The following is a 16625-nucleotide window of genomic DNA, read 5'->3' as shown; positions in this document are numbered from 1 at the left end:
CAGGCTCAGGGGGCCGGTAGGTAGCTTACCTGGCAGGGCAGCTGGGCCAGCAGTCCGGCCAGGTGGGCGGTTTCCAGCAGGAAGGTCTGCTCGGGGTGGCCCGGGGTCCAGGTAAAGGCGTGGTGGGTCATGAGCACGGGATCCACCAGCAGCGGGATGTCGGCGCGGGGCAGGAAGGGGCAGACCGCGCCCGGCAGGCAACCGATCTCGGCCTGCATCTCGTCGGCGGTGCAGATGGATGGCTTGGCGCCGAGCGTCGCCTTGACCGCCTTGTTGTCGAGCCGGCCGTCCCTGTGGGTCAGCAACAAGGCGAAGCGGCCATCCTTGAACTTGAGAAACAGGGTCTTGCTGAACTCGGCCTGCCAGCCGAGGCGGGCTCTCACCTTTTCATCGGTGGCGTAGTCGAGGATGGGCTCGTGCTCGAAACGCTGATGGGGCAGTTCGGCCAGCAGCCGGCAGTTGAAGTCGTGAATGGTATCGAGTGGCATGGGGTCCTCCTGTGATGGCGGCCATCCTGCCACTTGCCGCGGCACAGGCCCAATCACGGTTTCTTATCCGTTATCAGCTCCGTCCATCAGCAACAAGGGCACCCGTGGGTGCCCTTGTCGTTCAGTGGTGCTGCAATGTGTCCGCTTCCCAGTGAAAGGGGATGGGGCAGAGCCGTTGGGAGGCCTTGTCGTAGCACGCCCACAGCTCGCCGATGGTGCGGCCATCGACGGGGTGGCAGAACTTGGGCGCCAGCTCGGCCAGTGGCCAGAGCACGAAGGCGTTGCTGAGGATCTCGCCGCGCGGCAGCACCAGCGGCGTCTCGCAGACCAGCTCGCCGTAGAGCAGCAGATCGAGATCCAGGGTGCGCGGGGCGAACTTCTTGGCGTCCGGCTCGCGGCCGTGGGCGAACTCCATGGCACGCAGTCGCTGACACAGGGTCGCCAGCGGCAGCTCGGTGTCGGCCCCCACCACCAGGTTGTAGAAGGGGCGGCCGTTGAAGCCTACCGCCTCGCTCTCGAACACCCGGGAGACCTGCAGCTCGCCAAACTCGGCCTGCAGCGCATCGAGGCCGGCGCGGATATGGCGTTCCCGCTCGATGTTGGATCCCAGGCTGATATAGACACGAGTCATGCGGTGCTCCCTGTCATCTGGCTGGAACCCTGGCTGATGTAGATACAGGTCATGCAGCGCTCCCTGTTATCTGGTTCGAGCCCAGGCTGATATAGATGCGGGTCATCAGTTGGCGCTCGCGGCCGGGGTGCGGTGACGCAGGATCTCGACACCGACACCGGCTGCATTGGGGACGGCGCCCGGCTTGGTCAGGGTGACCTTGACCCAGTGCACCCGTTCGTCGGCCAGCACCAGCATGGCGACCTGTTCGGCCATGGTTTCGACCAGCTCCACCACCTTGCTGGCGACGTGATCACAGATCTTGCGAGAGAGGGTGGCGTAATCCAGTGCCAGATTGATATCGTCGGTTGCGGCGGCGGGGCGGTTGTCGAACCCCATCTCGAGGTCGAAACAGAGCTTCTGGCGAATGCCTTTCTCCCACTCGTATACACCGATAGTGGTCAAAACCTCGAGTCCGCGAATAAACACCTTGTCCATGACAGTACTTCTTCTTTACTCTTGATGGGCTGTGATGACAGCGCAGGGATGCAGGCCTGGCCAGCGGATGAGTGCCGGCGGCCGGTTTGGGCGACACGCGGTGGGCAACCCCACGCAGGCGCCAGAGAATGTGGCCCGCATCATACCCCATTCATATCGTGGTAAAAACGACCAAGATGACGGCCCTGACGATTTTGATGATTATTCTGGCCTACCTGGGCGGCTCGCTGTCCAGTGCTGTGCTGGTTTCCCGCATCACGGGTCTGCCGGATCCCCGTGATCACGGCTCCCACAACCCGGGGGCCACCAATGTGCTGCGCCTCGGTGGTCGGCTGGCGGCCGTGGTGGTGCTGCTGCTCGATGTGCTCAAGGGCACGGCTCCCGTCTATCTCGCCTGGTATCTGCAGATCAAACCCGTCTACCTCGGCTTCATCGGGGTGGCTGCCTGTCTCGGCCACATGTACCCCATCTTCTTCCACTTTCGTGGCGGCAAGGGGGTGGCCACGGCGCTCGGCACCATGATGCCCATCGGCTTCACCATGGGGGGCGCGGTGATCGGCACCTGGCTGCTGGTGCTGCTGGTGAGCGGCTATTCGTCGCTGGCCTCCATCATTACCGTGTTGCTGACCCCGCTCTTTACTTACCTGCTCAAGCCGGAATACACGCTGCCGGTTTCTCTGCTCTCCTGCCTCATTCTGATCCGCCATCACGAGAACATCGCCCGCCTGCTGAAAGGGGAGGAGCCCAGAGTCTGGGGCCGCCAGAACCGCGCCGAGCAGGAAGAAGTGCTGGAAATGGATGATCCTGAGCAAAAAAGAGACGAACGAGACAAAAAGTGAAATTTCCCGTTGACCACCTGCCTTAAAATCCGTTTAATAGCGCCCACGCCCAGATAGCTCAGTCGGTAGAGCAGGGGATTGAAAATCCCCGTGTCGGCGGTTCGATTCCGTCTCTGGGCACCAAATTTTGGTGTCGTGAAAGAAAAACTTGTTCATGCACAATGGTTTAAAGTGTGCCGGCTTAGCTCAGTAGGTAGAGCAACTGACTTGTAATCAGTAGGTCACCAGTTCGATTCCGGTAGCCGGCACCATTTGCCCAGATAGCTCAGTCGGTAGAGCAGGGGATTGAAAATCCCCGTGTCGGCGGTTCGATTCCGTCTCTGGGCACCACTTATAATTCCTCCTTAGCTCAGTCGGTAGAGCGACGGACTGTTAATCCGCAGGTCGCTGGTTCGAGCCCAGCAGGAGGAGCCAATTCAAAAGCCCAGCAGCAATGCTGGGCTTTTTCTTTGCCCGTTTTCCGGCATCCGGTGCCCCATTGAGCAAGATCTCGCCAGCTCGGCGGCAAGTTGTCGCAGTGCCCCTGCCGTACCGTTCCCGCCAGTGACTTCCCCCGCCCGCCTAGTATGATGGCGTGATGAGTCCCTATTCTGCCCATCTTGCCCTGGCGGCCTCTGTCGCATCGGTGGGCGCAGGAGAACGGGACCGCTTTCTTGAGTGAGGTCATGCATGAATGCAACAGAGCTTTGGCAGCTTTCCCCCGAACAGTTCAACGAGTGGCGCCGAGCCAACGACTACCCCCTGATCTGGGATCTGCTGGTGGCGTCGCTGCCCCATTTCGACGACTGGATGACGGAGCAGAAGATCGACAAGCAGGTGATCTTCCAGATCGGCATCGCCCGCTTCATCAGCTCCCGCTGCGTGCTGAGCCTGTGCCTCTACATGAGCGACGACAAGATCAGACTCTATGAGACAGCCTCGAGCGCGCTGGAGTCCCTGCGCAAGAGCGGGCTGATCCGCGCCGAGACGCGCTTTGAACCCTACTGCATGTGGCTGGCCGGCAAGCATGGCAAGGACGAGGTGAAGCGGGTGCAGAGCCTGCTCTCGGTCTCCGAGAACAACAAGGGGGAGGCCCAGGTGCTGGGCAGGCACCGGCTGCTCAACATCGGCGGCGTCGAGCTCAAAAGCCCCATCATCTCCGGCCGGCTGCTCGACTTCACCTGCCTGGACGAGCTCTCGCTGGATGGCGCCGTCAACAACTCCAAGGTCTATCTGTGGCACTGCTCGGCCAAGGGGGTGAGGGTCAACGGCGGGGTGATCGGGCTCGATCTGTTCGACTCCCTGCTGTGGGACCACAGGGCCTGGGCCAAGAAGCGGGAGCTGGCGCTGGAGGACGGGGTGTTTCAGGACTTCACCATAGAGTGCGAGGAGATCCGCTTTCACTCCTCCCGGGCGGTGCTGAAAAACTTCAACGTGCGGGCCAAGAACTTCGACGCCACCATGGAGCACACCAACCTGGACAAGGTACAGGTGGCCTACAACGAGAATGGCCGGGTCGATCACAGCGAGGCCAGCAAGCTCTATCGCAACGCCAAGCGGCTCTTCTCCAGCGTGGGCGATACCGTCGATGCCGGCGAGTGCTACTACAAGGAGAAGCTGCACGAGATGAAGTCGCTGGCGAGCCCCAGGGAGCTGTTCAAGGAGTGCTGGCTGCGCAGCGGCTTGCTCAAGAAAGGCTGGCTCACCCTGCTGTGCTACCTGAAATGCGCCGCCAAGTTCATCAGCTTCATCACCTGGGGCTTCGGGGAGCGGCCGATCCGCAGCCTGCTGCTGTCGATGGGGGTGATCCTGCTGGCGACCCTGACCTATTATCTGGCGCCGGGATCGGTCACCCATGACCATCTTGGGCGTTCGCTCTATTTCAGCATCGTCACTTTCGTAACCCTGGGCTATGGCGACATCTCCCAGACCTCCTCCCCGCTCCAGCTGCTGTCGGCCATCGAGGCCTTCTGCGGCATGTTCCTGACCGGGCTGTTCCTGGCGGGGTTTGCCTCCAAGACCAAGCAGTATTGACGGCGCACCGGTCACTGGTCGAGCAGGTCAGCCGGCCGGCGTGATCTGCTGCATCTTGAGCCAGAAGGCCTCCTGGCAGGGGTTGTGGAACAGCTTGCGCGCAGGGGTGATGGGGATGGAGCTGGCGACCACCCGATAGCTGATCCAGCACTCCGGGCAGACTTGTGGGGAGGGCTCTTCGTCCAGCTCCAGCTGGTGGCAGATGACCACGCCGTTGGCGAACCAGTAATGGGTCTGCCGGTGGTGGGTCAGGGTGCCGCTCTCGTCCTGTTCGCTGTGTTGTTCGCTCTGCTGGCGGACGAGTATCGCCGGTCCTGCCTGGCGATGGATGGCCCTGATATAGGTCACGAGGTCGTTCATGGTGTTGCCCATGTTGCTGCCGGATGGTGAATGACGGAGTCGATTGCCGATGGGGAAGCTTACCCGCGCAGGCGCTGGGCGGCAATCTGCTCCGGTTGTCCCCTTGTTTCGCCGACCGGCCCCAGTTGCTATACTGCCGCCCCGTTTCGTCGCTAGGCAGGCCGTGGTGCCGGTGCGCTGGCGCGAGACAGGCAGACTGGACAGGATCGTCCGGCCACCCGTTTTCTCCTCCCCGGTTCAGTCGCCAGCGTGGTGGACAGTCAGTCCGCATGGCACAGTTCGAGCCTGGCAGAAGAATCAATGCAAGGAGCCCTTGTCGCAAGACAAGGGCTCCTGCTTTATGGGTGTCATAACAACAATACTCACCACACAGCGACAGATTTCAGGATTGGTATGGAAAATCAAGCAGTTAAAAATTCTCACCAGGGGGCGGCCTCCCTTCGCCGCTGGCTGGAGCCGGTATTGGTGCTGGCCATCCTCGGCAGCCTGTTTGGCTACCTCGGCAGCCAGATGGGCCTCTCTGCCCTGGTCAACACCCTGTTCAACACCGCCCACCAGCTGCTGCTCAACACCGTGCTCTTCATCATGGGCATTACCGTGCTGTCGGGGGCGCTCAGCCAGCTGCTCAGCGAATTCGGGGTGATCCGCCTGCTGGAGGTACTGCTGGCGCCACTGATGAAGCCGGTGTTCCGGCTGCCGGGCCGCACCGCATTGGCGGCCCTGATGACCTTCTTCTCCGACAACCCGGCGGTGATCAGCCTCGCCAGAGACAGCCGCTTTCGCAAGGGTTTCACCCCCTGGCAGCTGGTCTCGCTCACCAACTTTGGCACCGCCTTCGGCATGGGATTGATCGTGGTGACCTTCATGGCCACCCTGCAGCTGCCGGGGGGCGAGTCCACCGCCAGCGCGGCTCTGATCGGCCTGCTCGGCGCCCTCATCGGCTCCGTGGTGTCGACCCGCCTGATGCAGCGTATGATCCGCCCGCTGGTGGGGGAGACCCCGATCGCCGACGAGGTGGCGAGTGTGGGGGCCAAACCGGGTCTGAGCCGGGAGGCGGCGCCTACCTGGCTGCGGGTGCTCAACGCCCTGCTGGACGGTGGCAAGTCCGGGGTAGAGCTGGGGATGGCGGTGATCCCCGGGGTGCTCATCATAAGCACCTTCGTGATGCTGCTGACTTTCGGCCCGGGTGAGCAGGGCTATACCGGCGAGGCCTTCCAGGGGGTGGCGCTGCTGCCGGTGCTGGCGGCCAAGGTGGGCTGGCTGTTCGAGTTGCTGTTCGGCTTCACCCACGCCGAGCTGGTGGCCTTCCCGGTCACCTCGCTGGGGGCGGTCGGGGCCGCCATGTCGCTGGTGCCCCCCTTCATCGGCAAGGGCTGGATCACCGGCAACGAGGTGGCGGTGTTCACCGCCATGGGCATGTGCTGGAGTGGTTTTTTGAGCACCCACACCGCCATGCTGGATGCGCTCGGCTATCGTCATCTCACTTCCCGCGCCATCGTGGCCCACACCGTCGGCGGCCTGTGCGCCGGGGTGGCGGCTCACCAGCTCTATCTCTGGCTGGGCTGATCCATTACGCAGCAAAAGGGCGCCGAGGCGCCCTTTTGCTTGCGTGGCCGACCGGCGGCCTCACAGGTTGCCCGGTTTGGGAATGGGGATGCCGAGCAGGAAGTTGTCCATCATGCCGACCATGCGGCCCAGCTCCGGTTTGGTGATGGTGTCGTTGGCCCCCAGCTGCAGCGCCTTTTGGCGGTTGTCATCGCTCATCAGCGACGAGAACATGACGATGGGGATGGTCTTGAAGGCGGGGGTGTCGCGCAGTCGCTTGAGCAGGTGCATGCCGTCCATGCGGGGCATCTCCACGTCGGTGATGATGCCGCTGACGAACTCGGCCACCGGGATCTTCTCCTCCTGCGACAGGCGATCGAACTCCATCAGCATCTCCAGCCCGTCGCCCCCGTCCTTGGCGGTCACCACGTTGTAGCCCGCGGTGCGCAGGGTGGTCTCGATCATCTTGCGGATGAAGGCGGAGTCGTCCACCACCAGGATGGTTTTGGCCTGGCGCATGGCCATCATGCGATCGTCGATGATGACCTTGCGATCCTGGGTCACATCGTACTTCTCCATGCTCAGCTCGGGGTTGATGTCGGCGATGATCTTCTCGAAGTCGAGGATCATGATGAGGTTGCCGTCGCGCCTGACCACCGCCACCACGCAGTCATTCTCGCCCGCCTCCAGGAACTGGCTGGGGGACTCAACATCCTCCCAGGAGACCCGGTGGATCCTGCTGACGCTGTCGATGAGGAAGCCGTTCGCCATCTTGTTGAAATCGGTGACGATGACCACCTTGTTGCTGTTGTCCGGGTTGGTTTTGATGCCAAGCCAGCCGGCCAGATCCACCAGCGGGATCAGCCGCTCGCGCAGGGAGAAGACCCCCACCATGTGACGCTGGGCGTTGGGGTAGTCGGTGGTCTCCGGCACCCGGATCACCTCGCGCACCTTGGCGACGTTGATGCCGTAGTAGGCTATTTTCTCGCGGCCATCGGGCAGCTGCTTCTTGAGGTGGAATTCGATGATCTCGAGCTCGTTGGTGCCGCTCTCGGTCAGAATGGATTTACGCTCTTCCCCGTCTTTGGCCATCATGGTCACTCTCGTGCTTCTGGTTGCGCTGGCAGCACCCGCTGCGGTTTTCCCTCAGTATAGGAATGGATCCGCCGCTGACGGCGGGATCCACACAAGATCGCCTCCATAACCGCTTGATCCCGCAGGCTGGAAGGCGCGTATCAGCCTATCAGGAAAAGCGCGGGGCGATGGAGAAGGCCATCACACTCGCCGCAAGGGGGAGTCATGGAAGAGAGTGTCGTGGTGATCGGCGCCGGCGGTGGGCTGGGGAGCGCCCTGGTGGCGCACTGGCTGGCGGCGGGCGCCGCGCCCGTCATCGCCGTCAGTCGCCAGCCGCAACCGGTGGGGCTCGACAGCGTCAGGCTGTACTGGCTGCGCTGCGATTACAGTGATGAACAGCTGGCAGAGGCGGTGGCCCGCATCGGTGAGCTGGCGCCGAGGCCGCGCTGGCTGGTGATCTGTAACGGCCTGCTGCAGCAGGGAAGCATCCGGCCGGAAAAGCGGTTAGAGGCGCTCAACCTCGAGGCCATGACCCAGCTCTACCAGACCAACGCCCTGCTGCCGCTGCGCTGGATCAGCCAGCTGCTGCCCCTGCTGGGGTCGAGCCCCTGCACCCTGGCGGTGCTCAGTGCCCGGGTCGGCAGCATCGGCGACAACCGCGCTGGGGGCTGGTATGGCTATCGCGCCGCCAAGGCGGCCCTCAACATGCTGCTCAAGTGCGCCGCCATCGAGCTCGCCAGACGGGCGCCCGGCGTCAAGCTGCTGGCGTTTCATCCGGGCACGGTGGATACCCTGCTCTCGCGACCATTTCACGGCAACCTGGCCGCCGGCAGCCTGCACAGCCCGCAACAGGCTGCCTCGGATCTGGTGACGCTGATGGCGCGGCTGACGCCGGATGGCGAGCTGAGCTACCTCGACTGGCGAGGCACGCCTATCGAGTGGTAGCGGGCGGCAACAACCGGGCCAGCAGGCTGCGCAGCGCCTTGATGACCGCCGGCTTGCCCGCCAGTTGCAGCCTGGCCGCCAGCGCTCCCCAGTCGGCATATTGCCAGATGGTGGCGATCAGCAGTTGCCGCTCGGCGGGGTCAAGCTTTTCCAGTTGTGTCAGGTTGCCCGCCAGCCAGCGTTGCAGGCTGGGTTGGCACAGCTCGAACGGCTTGTGGTGGTGGGCAAAGCAGGCCAGCTCATCCTGATCAAACTCATCGAGCCCGCTCGAGCTGGCCTCCGCATCCTGCAGGCACTGCCACACCAGCTCGGATTCAAGGGTTTTCAGCTCGCCCGCCAGCAGGGTGGGTAGCTGGCGCACGAAGCGTTGGTGCCAGTCGGCCAGCTCGGCGGTGCGAGCCGGTTGCAGCGCCTTGAGCAGCAGGGCGGCGTGGCTGCCGCTGGCGGCATCCCGCTGCAGGCCGATGCGCAGCACCCTGAGCTCGGCCTTGCGCCAGAAGGGCAGCAGATCGGCGCTGGCCGAGAAGGCCGAGCCCAGATAGTCGAACCCTGCCGCCTGATAATGCTGTTCGAGGTGGACCAGCAGGAGCGACCCCAGCCCGCTGCGATGCAGCGCCGGATGGATGGCGATGCGCATCACCCGGGCGTAGCTGCACGCACCTGCGGTCTTGAAGCCGGCGTGCGCCAGCAGCGACTGGGGCAGCAGATGACCGCGCGGACGCCGGCGCCCGGCCCAGATCGCCTCGGCCAGCTCAGGATCTATCTCTCCTTCCCGGGCGACCAGCGCCACCCCGAGCAGATGCGGGCCCTGTTCCAGCAGGTGGATGTCGAGGGCGGGACTCTCCAGCAGGTAGCGCAGATCGCTCGGCGTGGTCTGGTAGTGGGCCAGCACCAGCAGGCCGAACACTCGATGGAGCAGCCCTTCATTGGCAGCCAATGCATCCTGCTCGAGCCGGCGCCAGCCAGGCTGGGTGGGCGCTGGCGGTGTCTCGACCTCGGCGTTGAGGCCGAGCAGTCGGAACACCAGCGGCTCCAGCGGATCCCGGCTGCTCCAGCGGATCGGCTCGGCCAGGTGGATCTCCTGCCAGCCGGGTGTCTCGCGATCAAGTACCCGCTTGAAGCGCAGGTGAAAACCGCGACCCGTGCCCTCGTAGCCGTGCTCTGTGGTGGCGAAGACGATGCGACCGTGCCGGGCCAGCATGGCCTCCAGCAGCGGGGTGGGAATGGCGGCGGCTTCGTCTACCAGCAGCAGGTCGGGTTGCAGCGGTTCGTGTACCAGCCGATCCGGCGAGCAGTAGCTGAGCCCAGTCAGCAGTTGCGGCGCGTCTTCAAGGGCATGGGCCGCGTGGGCAAACAGGGTGGCGACCGTGGCCTGGGAGGGGGCCGTCACCAGGATCTGCAGATCGGGTTGTTGGCGCAGCAGCTCGGCGGCGGCCAGCCCCAGCAGGCTGCTCTTGCCGCGGCCCCGATCCGCGCTCAACACCAGCGGGCGGCGGCGGTGACCGTGCAACACCTTGTGGATGGCAGGCAGGGCGCGGGCCTGATCGCAGCTCAATGGCCGCGCCGGCCCAACCGGCTGCCACTGGGTCGGCGTAGCAGGAGGGACTAGCTCGAGGGCAGGGTCGCCCGCCAGCAGCCGCACCAGCCGGGCGAGAAAGCCGTGGCCCGCCAGTGCTGTATCTTCCGGTTGTGCCACCAGCCTAACCCGGTCCGGATCCGGCCAGGCAGGCCATTGGGCTCGCGGCGGGGTCAGCAGCAGCAGCAGGCCGCCCGCCCGCAAGGTGCCCGCCAGCGCCCCGAACGCATCGGGGTGAAAACCGCTGAACGCATTGAATACCAGGGTGTCGCACTCCTGACCGAGTCGCTGCAGCGCCTTGGCCGCCGGCTGCGGGTTGTGCTCGCTCGGGCCATCCCCCAGCCAGTAGCAGAGGCCGCCAAGCAACGCCTCGGCCCGGGCGATGCAATCGGCTTCATCACCTTCCAGCCAGATCAGCCGCCGTTCGCCGGCGCGGGCCAGTGCCTGGCGCAGCTCGTCGAGTGCAGCCGGCATCATGAGGCTGCGTTGTCGGCCGGTTTGCGGGGCTCGAACATGCGATCCCCCATCTGGTCGATGAAGGTGTGCGCCTTCTGCACCATGAAGCGCTCCGCATCGGCGGGGTTGGCAAACAGATCGGAGCGGATGAAGCGGTGGGTCTGCAGCACGCCGTCCAGCTCCTTGGTGATGCGGCCCGCCAGCCGATACTGACCCCCTTCGGCCATGGGCTCGGGATAGATGAGGTAGCCGGCGTATTCGGTGGGGGTGACTTCGGCGACCGGAGCGGGCTGGCCGCCAAACAGGGCAGTGAACAGTTTCTTGAGCATGATGTTTCCCTCAGTGACAGGGCATTGTCACCAAGGGGTTGATGGCTGGCAAGCGGGGGATCTTATTACCAATCGTTATTTGCACTACGAACCATTCTCATTTAGATTTCATGGCAATCCAGCATGAGGTAAACACTATGTATGTCTGTTTGTGCCGCGGCATTACAGATTCCCAGATCCGCAAGGCGGTACAGGCAGGCAAGACCGAGTTTCGCCAGCTCAAGCAGTCGCTCGACGTCGGCGCCCAGTGTGGCAAATGCGTGCGCATGACCATGGAGATCATCGCCGCCGAACTCGACAAGGCCGAGCTGGAGCAGGCGCCGCTCTACTACGAGGTGGCCTGAGCAGGGCACGCAGCCGGCAAAACCGGCCCGTTTTTTCAATCCCTTCCCGCAGGTGAGCTGGCTCGCAAGACCTCTTGTTGTCATCTTTCTGGACTAAGCTCTAAGGATCTAAGCCTCAGGCACGAACCAAGGAGCACTGTCGATGAAAGGAGATCCCAAGATCATCGCCCACCTCAACAAGGTGCTGGCCAATGAGCTGATAGCCATCAACCAATATTTTCTGCATGCCCGCATCTACGATGACTGGGGCCTCAAGGCGCTCGGGCACAAGGAGTATCACGAATCCATCGATGAGATGAAACACGCCGACGAGCTGGTCAAGCGGGTGCTGTTTCTGGAAGGGCTGCCCAACTTGCAGGATCTGGGCAAGCTGCGCATCGGCGAGACGGTGGAGGAGATGCTGCGCTGCGACCTGTCGCTGGAGATGGATGCCATCCCGGATCTGAAGGTGGCCATCGCCTATGCCGAGTCGGTGCAGGACTACATCAGCCGCGACCTGTTTCAGGATATCCTGGAAGATGAAGAGGAGCACGTGGACTGGCTGGAGACCCAGCTCGATCTCATCGATCGCATCGGGCTGGAGAACTATCAGCAGTCCCAGCTGCATCACGGCTCGTCCTGAATAGTTATGGCATGAAAAAACGATTAAAAAACCCGCTTAGGCGGGTTTTTTAATGTCCGTCTGCATAGCTTTTCATGAGGCTTATCATCATGAAAAGTAAGCTTATTTTTGTTAATCATGTCGCAAAAAAGCGAGCAAGAGAGGTGCACTATTGGAACCCCTTTTCGGGGGCAAACAATAACAACGGTTAAAGGACTACACCATGCACTTCTTGCCCAACAAACTGGCGCTGGCTTGTGCCATCGCACTCTCGCTTACTGCCTGCAATGACAACAGCTCCAACGCGCCGGCGGATCCCGCCGCCACCAAGACCTCCCTGATGCAGACCATGGACGAGGCCCTGCGCGAGAGCCAGGCGCTCGACCCCTACGGTTTTGCCATCGATGCCGCCAGCATCGCCAAGCGCAAGGCCCTCGACAGCGCCCTGCTCAAGCGGCTGGATGCCCTGGACGCGAGCGTGCTGAGCGAACGGGACCGGTTGTTCTACGACATGATCCGCTGGGATCTGCAGATCAACCTGACCGGTTACGATCTGCCACAGTCCCAGATCCCGATCCACCACTTCAGCAACCGGGTGGTGGACCTGGCCGATGAGGTAGGGGCCTCCCCGGCCAGCGGCAAAGCTGCCCGCACCGTCGAGCCCGGCTTCGACTACTTCGAGCAGAGCTCGGCCGAGCGGGTCGCGCCGGGGGATGCCACCTGGCGGCGCGACATCGATCGCCCGGCAGCGGCACCGGTTGTGGCCAGCAAGGCGAGGGTCGCCACCGCACCACTGGCCTGGTATCAGGAGCATCTCAGCTGGCTCAAGGCCTATGACGGCTACCTTGCCGAGGTGAAGCACCAGTTCGAACTGGGCAGCGCCCAGGGCAACACCCTGCCGGACGAGCTGGTGGACCGGCTGCTGGCCCAGCTCGACAGCAAGCTGGAGGGCGAGGCGATCGCCGGTTCCTACCTCGGCTGGCAGCAGCTGCCGGGAGAGGCGGACGAGGCGCTGCGCAGCGAGTACAAGGGGGTGCTGGACAGCATCAACGGCCGCTATCTGGCGCTGCGTGACTACCTGGATTACCAGCACGGCGGCGCCTATGCGGTGCGCCTTGGCAGCGGCGAGTGCGACGACGGTTTCTGCGGCATGACCAACGGGCGTGACTGGTATCGCTGGCTGCTGAAGAAGCACACCACCACCGACATGACGCCGGAGCAGGTGCATGAGCTGGGGCTGAGCGAGGTGGCGCGGATCTTCGGCGCCATGGTCAAGGTGTGCCATACCGTCGGCAAGTGCGACAGCGACGACGTGGCCCAGAGCAAGCAGAGCGGTCAGATCTACGCCTTCTTCCGCTACCTGAACGAACCGGCCTTCTTCTATCAGAACCCGCTGGCGGTCTGGTCGGCCGGCCTCAACCCCGGCAACGCCACCGGTGCGACCCTGAGCGGGCCGCAGCAGCAGGCGCTGGCCGAGCACGAGCGGGCACTGCAGGAGTACAACGCCTTCAAGAGCAAGGCGGCGCTGGTGCTGCCGGACTTCTTCGATGCCGAGCGCACCATTCCCAAGCTGGATTACGAGGTGGTGCCCGTCTCCTATAAGGACGCGCCATACGGCGGGGTGGCCTGGTATCAGGACGGCAACCCGCAGACCGGCCGCAAGGGGCGCTTCTTCCTCAACACCTACTACCCCTATGGCCTGCAGAGCTGGAACATCAGCACCCTGCTGGCCCACGAGGCGGCGCCAGGCCACCACTTCCAGATCACCATCGCCCAGGAGCTGGCCGCCAAGGATCCCGACTTCCCGCAGTACGTGGCGAACGCCTCCTACACCGCCTATGCGGAGGGCTGGGCGCTCTACACCGAATACCTGGCGGATCACGACATGGGGCTCTATCAGGGGCGCGGTCTCTACGATCCGGCGGTGGGGGACGTGAAGGTCGAGGGATCGTCTGCCTTCAACAACCAGCTACAGTACTTCGGTCGCCTCAACGAGGAGATGCTGAGGGCGATGCGGCTGGTGGTGGATACCGGCATCCACTGGTATGGCTGGAACCACGACCAGGCCGCCAACTACATGAAGGAGAACTCGGCGCTGGGGGACGGGGACATCAGCTCCGAGGTGCCCCGCTACATGGCCTACACCGGCCAGGCGACCTCCTACAAGGCGGGCCAGCTGGCGCTGATCCGGATGCGGGAGTCGGCCGAGCAGGCGCTGGGCGGAGGTTTTGACCTCAAGGCGTTCCACCACCATGTACTGGAATACGGCATGCTGCCCATCTCGGTGCTGGAGCAGAAGAACAAGCAGTGGATTGAACAGTCGAAGTGATCACAGTTACGGCGCCCGGCAAGGCAACGGGCGCCGCTTTCGATTAGGATACGGCTCTATTCAAACAACACTGCTACGGATGATGTCCATGGAACAGATCGCCCGTGAGATGGCGCCCCACAAGCGAGTGGCGCTGGTGGCTCACGACAACATGAAGACCCCTCTGCTGAACTGGGTGATGCGGCGCAAGGAGGAGCTCAAGCTCCACCACCTCTACGCCACCGGTACCACAGGCACCATGCTCGGCAAGCAGGCACAGCTGCCCATCACCTGTCTCTTCTCCGGCCCCATGGGGGGTGACCAGCAGCTCGGCGCCCTGATCGCCGAGGGCAAGATCGACGTGCTGATCTTCTTCTGGGATCCCCTCAATGCGGTGCCCCACGATCCGGACGTGAAGGCCTTGCTGCGCCTTGCAGCAGTCTGGAACATCCCGGTCGCCACCAACGAGGCGACCGCCGATTTCATCATGGACAGCCCCCACATGCGCCAGGCGTTCAGCGTGCAGATCCCGGACTACGCCGGTTATCTCAAGGCCAGAACCCAGTAACGGGGCAGAAACGACAGAGCCGGCCACAGGGCCGGCTCTTTTTATTGGCGGGAACGAAGATCAGCGCTGGAAGCTTTTCTGCGCGAACTTGGGTCTGGCATTCATGATCTGCTCCACCTGCTCGTCGCTCATCTTGCCGCGCGACAGCCCCAATACCTTGTAGGTGAGCAGCGGCCGGGCCGGCAGGGCGATCATCAGGGCGCGGATCTGGTTCTCGTCCTCTTTCTCGCGCGCCGGTTTGCCATAGGCATAGGTCAGTACGCCGGCATCCATCAGGTTTTTGACGGCAGGCTCGGTGATCGGCAAGTTTATGACGCTTTTGCGTTGCAGCACGAACTCGCGCAGCACTGCCTTCTCGTTGAAGTCGAGAAAGGAGATCATCTGGGCCAGCTGATCCTGCTGACGGCGCGACTGCCACTCGTCACAGGCCCACTCCCAGGCGATCAGGAAGCCCTGACTGCAGAAGTAGGAGATGGCGATCAGCATGCCGACCCCGAGCCAGGCGGCGTGTGTGGCGGCCCACTGGCTGACGGCGCCCTGCATCAAACCGGCCGGAAAAAGCAGAATGATGCTGCAGCAGAGCAGCAGCCAGACCATCAGCCAGTTGAGGCGGTTCAGTTGATAGAAATGTTGGATCCACCGTTTCATCGTTCACCCTTCCCAAATCAGTGTGGACAGTAGTCATCTCATAGCAAACGGTGTGCCAAGGCGAGGAGCTCACCGGCATTGAAGTGGATCCGGATGGCAAAGCCGGTGGGTGGGCGGTTACATTCCCTTACAACTTGTTGAGTCAATGATCATTAGTTTGCCTTGTGGGGTGGCGGTCAACTTGGTAAAAAGCCCGCACTGTCATAGGGGAGTAGCAACCCGCCCGTGATCCGGGCAGGGCTCATGTCAACATTCTTGGATCCTCAGATCCATGGCATGGGCGGCGATGGCATCCATCGCTCTGCAAGACCTTTGGCCTCGATATGCAAGCCAGCCGGGCGAGCCATATCGGGTCCATTGGTTGTTCTGCTCGCCTGGCGGTTACTCATCATGCTGATCACCCTGCTGTTGTTTCTGCTCTCTGCCGTCACCATCTATCTGGCCTGCGAATATTTCGTCAATGGCATCGAATGGACCGGCCACCACTTCAAGTTATCCCAGAGTGCCACCGGCTCCCTGCTGGCTGCCCTCGGCACGGCCCTGCCCGAATGCATCGTCACCCTGACCGCCTTGCTGATGGGGGATGCCCCCGCTCAGCAGCAGATAGGCATAGGTGCCGCCCTCGGCGGCCCGCTGGTGTTGGCCACCATAGGTTATGCCGCCGTCGGCGTGACCCTGCTGTTGTGCATGAGCCGGGAGCACAGGGCCATCGATGGCGAGGTGCAGCGCGAGATAGGCCGTGATCAGGCCTGGTTCGTCGGCATCTTCCTGGTGGCGGTGGCCCTCGGCATGGTGGCCTTTACCGGCAAGGCCTGGCTGGCCCCGTTGTTCGTACTGGTTTATCTGGTCTATGTGCGGCGCGAGCTGAAACAGACCGACAGCCACGAGGTCGAGTTGCCAGAGCCCCTCAAGCTGGATCCGGGCGCCGAGATCCCGGCGCTCGGCAAGGTGCTGCTGCAGACTCTGGTGGCGCTGGTGGTGGTGGCGCTGGCGGCCCAGCTGTTCGTTCACCAGCTGGAGAGCATGGGCGAGTTGTTCGGTCTCTCGCCGGTGCTGGCGGCCCTGCTGCTGAGCCCGGTGGCGACCGAGATGCCCGAGCTGATGAACGTGCTGATCTGGGTGCGGCAGGGCAAGCACCGGCTGGCACTGGCCAATATCTCGGGGGCCATGATGATCCAGGGCACCATTCCCAAGGCGTTCTGCCTGCTGTTCACCCCCTGGCTGCTGGACAGCACCATGATGGTCTCCTCGCTGGTGACCCTGCTGGCGGTCGTGCTGTTGTGGTGGGGGTTCAGTCGGGAGCGGATGACGGCGGGCAGGCTCGCCTGGGTGGGGCTTATCTATCTTGGCTTCTGCGGCTGGCTGGTCATGGGCTGATGTGCCACGAACAAGGACGGGATAGCATCCCGCCCTTTTTATGGTC

General features: G+C 63.1%; 17 protein-coding genes, 4 tRNA genes and 1 riboswitch. Of the genes, 13 read left to right on the top strand and 8 right to left on the bottom strand.

Annotated elements, in window-relative coordinates:
• Positions 1-5: 5 nt before the first annotated feature.
• The 3 genes from BN1143_RS04680 to folB form a co-directional block, all read right to left on the bottom strand.
• Complete coding sequence (locus BN1143_RS04680) at positions 6-488, bottom strand: YbaK/EbsC family protein (protein WP_042049824.1); 483 nt, start codon at positions 486-488, stop codon at positions 6-8.
• A gap of 121 nt (positions 489-609) precedes the next feature.
• A complete protein-coding gene (folK, locus tag BN1143_RS04675) occupies positions 610-1119 on the bottom strand; it encodes a 2-amino-4-hydroxy-6-hydroxymethyldihydropteridine diphosphokinase (RefSeq protein WP_042049823.1) in 510 nt (169 codons plus the stop codon).
• A 105-nt stretch (positions 1120-1224) separates the two neighbouring features.
• Entirely contained in the window at positions 1225-1596 is a 372-nt protein-coding gene (gene folB / locus BN1143_RS04670) for a dihydroneopterin aldolase (protein WP_005305573.1), read from the bottom strand.
• 176 nt (positions 1597-1772) lie between these two features.
• On the opposite strand from folB, the gene plsY reads away from it, so the two are divergent.
• From plsY to BN1143_RS04640, 6 genes are all read left to right on the top strand, one after another.
• The gene (gene plsY, locus BN1143_RS04665; RefSeq protein ID WP_016352149.1) at positions 1773-2435 is read left to right on the top strand and encodes a glycerol-3-phosphate 1-O-acyltransferase PlsY; all 663 of its coding nucleotides are present in this window, start codon (positions 1773-1775) and stop codon (positions 2433-2435) included.
• A 47-nt stretch (positions 2436-2482) separates the two neighbouring features.
• Positions 2483-2558, top strand: a tRNA-Phe gene (locus tag BN1143_RS04660).
• 52 nt (positions 2559-2610) lie between these two features.
• Positions 2611-2686 (top strand) — tRNA-Thr (locus tag BN1143_RS04655).
• A 3-nt stretch (positions 2687-2689) separates the two neighbouring features.
• Positions 2690-2765 (top strand) — tRNA-Phe (locus tag BN1143_RS04650).
• An 8-nt stretch (positions 2766-2773) separates the two neighbouring features.
• Positions 2774-2849 (top strand) — tRNA-Asn (locus BN1143_RS04645).
• A 255-nt stretch (positions 2850-3104) separates the two neighbouring features.
• A complete protein-coding gene (locus BN1143_RS04640; protein ID WP_017766436.1) occupies positions 3105-4448 on the top strand; it encodes a potassium channel family protein in 1344 nt (447 codons plus the stop codon).
• Positions 4449-4475: 27 nt separating this feature from the next.
• On the opposite strand, the gene BN1143_RS04635 is transcribed toward BN1143_RS04640, so the two are convergent.
• Positions 4476-4820, bottom strand: coding sequence for a hypothetical protein (locus BN1143_RS04635; protein ID WP_082038432.1), 345 nt, complete (start codon positions 4818-4820; stop codon positions 4476-4478).
• Between the two features lie 381 nt (positions 4821-5201).
• Here BN1143_RS04635 and BN1143_RS04630 point away from each other — a divergent pair, with 381 nt between their 5' ends.
• Positions 5202-6374 (top strand): CD0519/CD1768 family membrane protein, encoded by a 1173-nt coding sequence (locus BN1143_RS04630; RefSeq protein ID WP_042049820.1) that lies wholly within the window; start codon positions 5202-5204, stop codon positions 6372-6374.
• A gap of 60 nt (positions 6375-6434) precedes the next feature.
• Here BN1143_RS04630 and BN1143_RS04625 read toward each other — a convergent pair whose 3' ends face one another.
• Positions 6435-7448: a chemotaxis protein CheV gene (locus BN1143_RS04625; protein ID WP_005305558.1), complete on the bottom strand. Its 1014-nt coding sequence runs from the start codon at positions 7446-7448 to the stop codon at positions 6435-6437.
• 204 nt (positions 7449-7652) lie between these two features.
• Here BN1143_RS04625 and BN1143_RS04620 point away from each other — a divergent pair, with 204 nt between their 5' ends.
• Positions 7653-8372 (top strand): SDR family NAD(P)-dependent oxidoreductase, encoded by a 720-nt coding sequence (locus tag BN1143_RS04620; protein WP_042049818.1) that lies wholly within the window; start codon positions 7653-7655, stop codon positions 8370-8372.
• On the opposite strand, the gene BN1143_RS04615 is transcribed toward BN1143_RS04620, so the two are convergent.
• Together BN1143_RS04615 and BN1143_RS04610 are read right to left on the bottom strand one after the other, a co-directional pair.
• On the bottom strand, positions 8359-10425 hold the full coding sequence (locus BN1143_RS04615) for a tRNA(Met) cytidine acetyltransferase TmcA (RefSeq protein WP_042049817.1): 2067 nt from the start codon (positions 10423-10425) through the stop codon (positions 8359-8361). The genes BN1143_RS04620 and BN1143_RS04615 overlap by 14 nt on opposite strands.
• Positions 10422-10733, bottom strand: a complete 312-nt coding sequence (locus BN1143_RS04610) for an HlyU family transcriptional regulator (protein ID WP_017788213.1) — start codon at positions 10731-10733, stop codon at positions 10422-10424. The genes BN1143_RS04615 and BN1143_RS04610 overlap by 4 nt, the downstream gene beginning before the upstream one ends.
• Before the next feature lie 137 nt (positions 10734-10870).
• Between BN1143_RS04610 and BN1143_RS04605 the strand changes: the two genes are divergently transcribed.
• The 4 genes from BN1143_RS04605 (at position 10871) to BN1143_RS04590 (ending at position 14554) form a co-directional block, all read left to right on the top strand.
• Positions 10871-11077, top strand: a complete 207-nt coding sequence (locus BN1143_RS04605) for a bacterioferritin-associated ferredoxin (RefSeq protein ID WP_010635984.1) — start codon at positions 10871-10873, stop codon at positions 11075-11077.
• A gap of 142 nt (positions 11078-11219) precedes the next feature.
• The gene (gene bfr / locus BN1143_RS04600) at positions 11220-11699 is read left to right on the top strand and encodes a bacterioferritin (protein WP_005314068.1); all 480 of its coding nucleotides are present in this window, start codon (positions 11220-11222) and stop codon (positions 11697-11699) included.
• Positions 11700-11901: 202 nt separating this feature from the next.
• Entirely contained in the window at positions 11902-14007 is a 2106-nt protein-coding gene (locus BN1143_RS04595) for a DUF885 domain-containing protein (RefSeq protein ID WP_042049816.1), read from the top strand.
• An 88-nt stretch (positions 14008-14095) separates the two neighbouring features.
• On the top strand, positions 14096-14554 hold the full coding sequence (locus tag BN1143_RS04590; RefSeq protein ID WP_005305534.1) for a methylglyoxal synthase: 459 nt from the start codon (positions 14096-14098) through the stop codon (positions 14552-14554).
• Between the two features lie 60 nt (positions 14555-14614).
• Here the strand turns inward: BN1143_RS04590 and BN1143_RS04585 are convergent, their stop codons facing one another.
• Complete coding sequence (locus tag BN1143_RS04585) at positions 14615-15202, bottom strand: superinfection exclusion B family protein (protein WP_005305531.1); 588 nt, start codon at positions 15200-15202, stop codon at positions 14615-14617.
• A gap of 194 nt (positions 15203-15396) precedes the next feature.
• Positions 15397-15504: riboswitch (yybP-ykoY riboswitch) on the top strand.
• Positions 15505-15592: 88 nt separating this feature from the next.
• Here BN1143_RS04585 and BN1143_RS04580 point away from each other — a divergent pair.
• On the top strand, positions 15593-16579 hold the full coding sequence (locus tag BN1143_RS04580) for a sodium:calcium antiporter (RefSeq protein ID WP_041203009.1): 987 nt from the start codon (positions 15593-15595) through the stop codon (positions 16577-16579).
• Positions 16580-16625: the final 46 nt, after the last annotated feature.

The sequence above is a fragment of the Aeromonas dhakensis genome, from assembly GCF_000820305.1.
In the GTDB taxonomy this organism is placed as follows: Bacteria; Pseudomonadota; Gammaproteobacteria; order Enterobacterales; family Aeromonadaceae; genus Aeromonas; species Aeromonas dhakensis.
The sequence above is the reverse complement of the archived record's forward strand: the minus strand, read 5'-3'. Positions and strand labels throughout refer to the sequence as shown.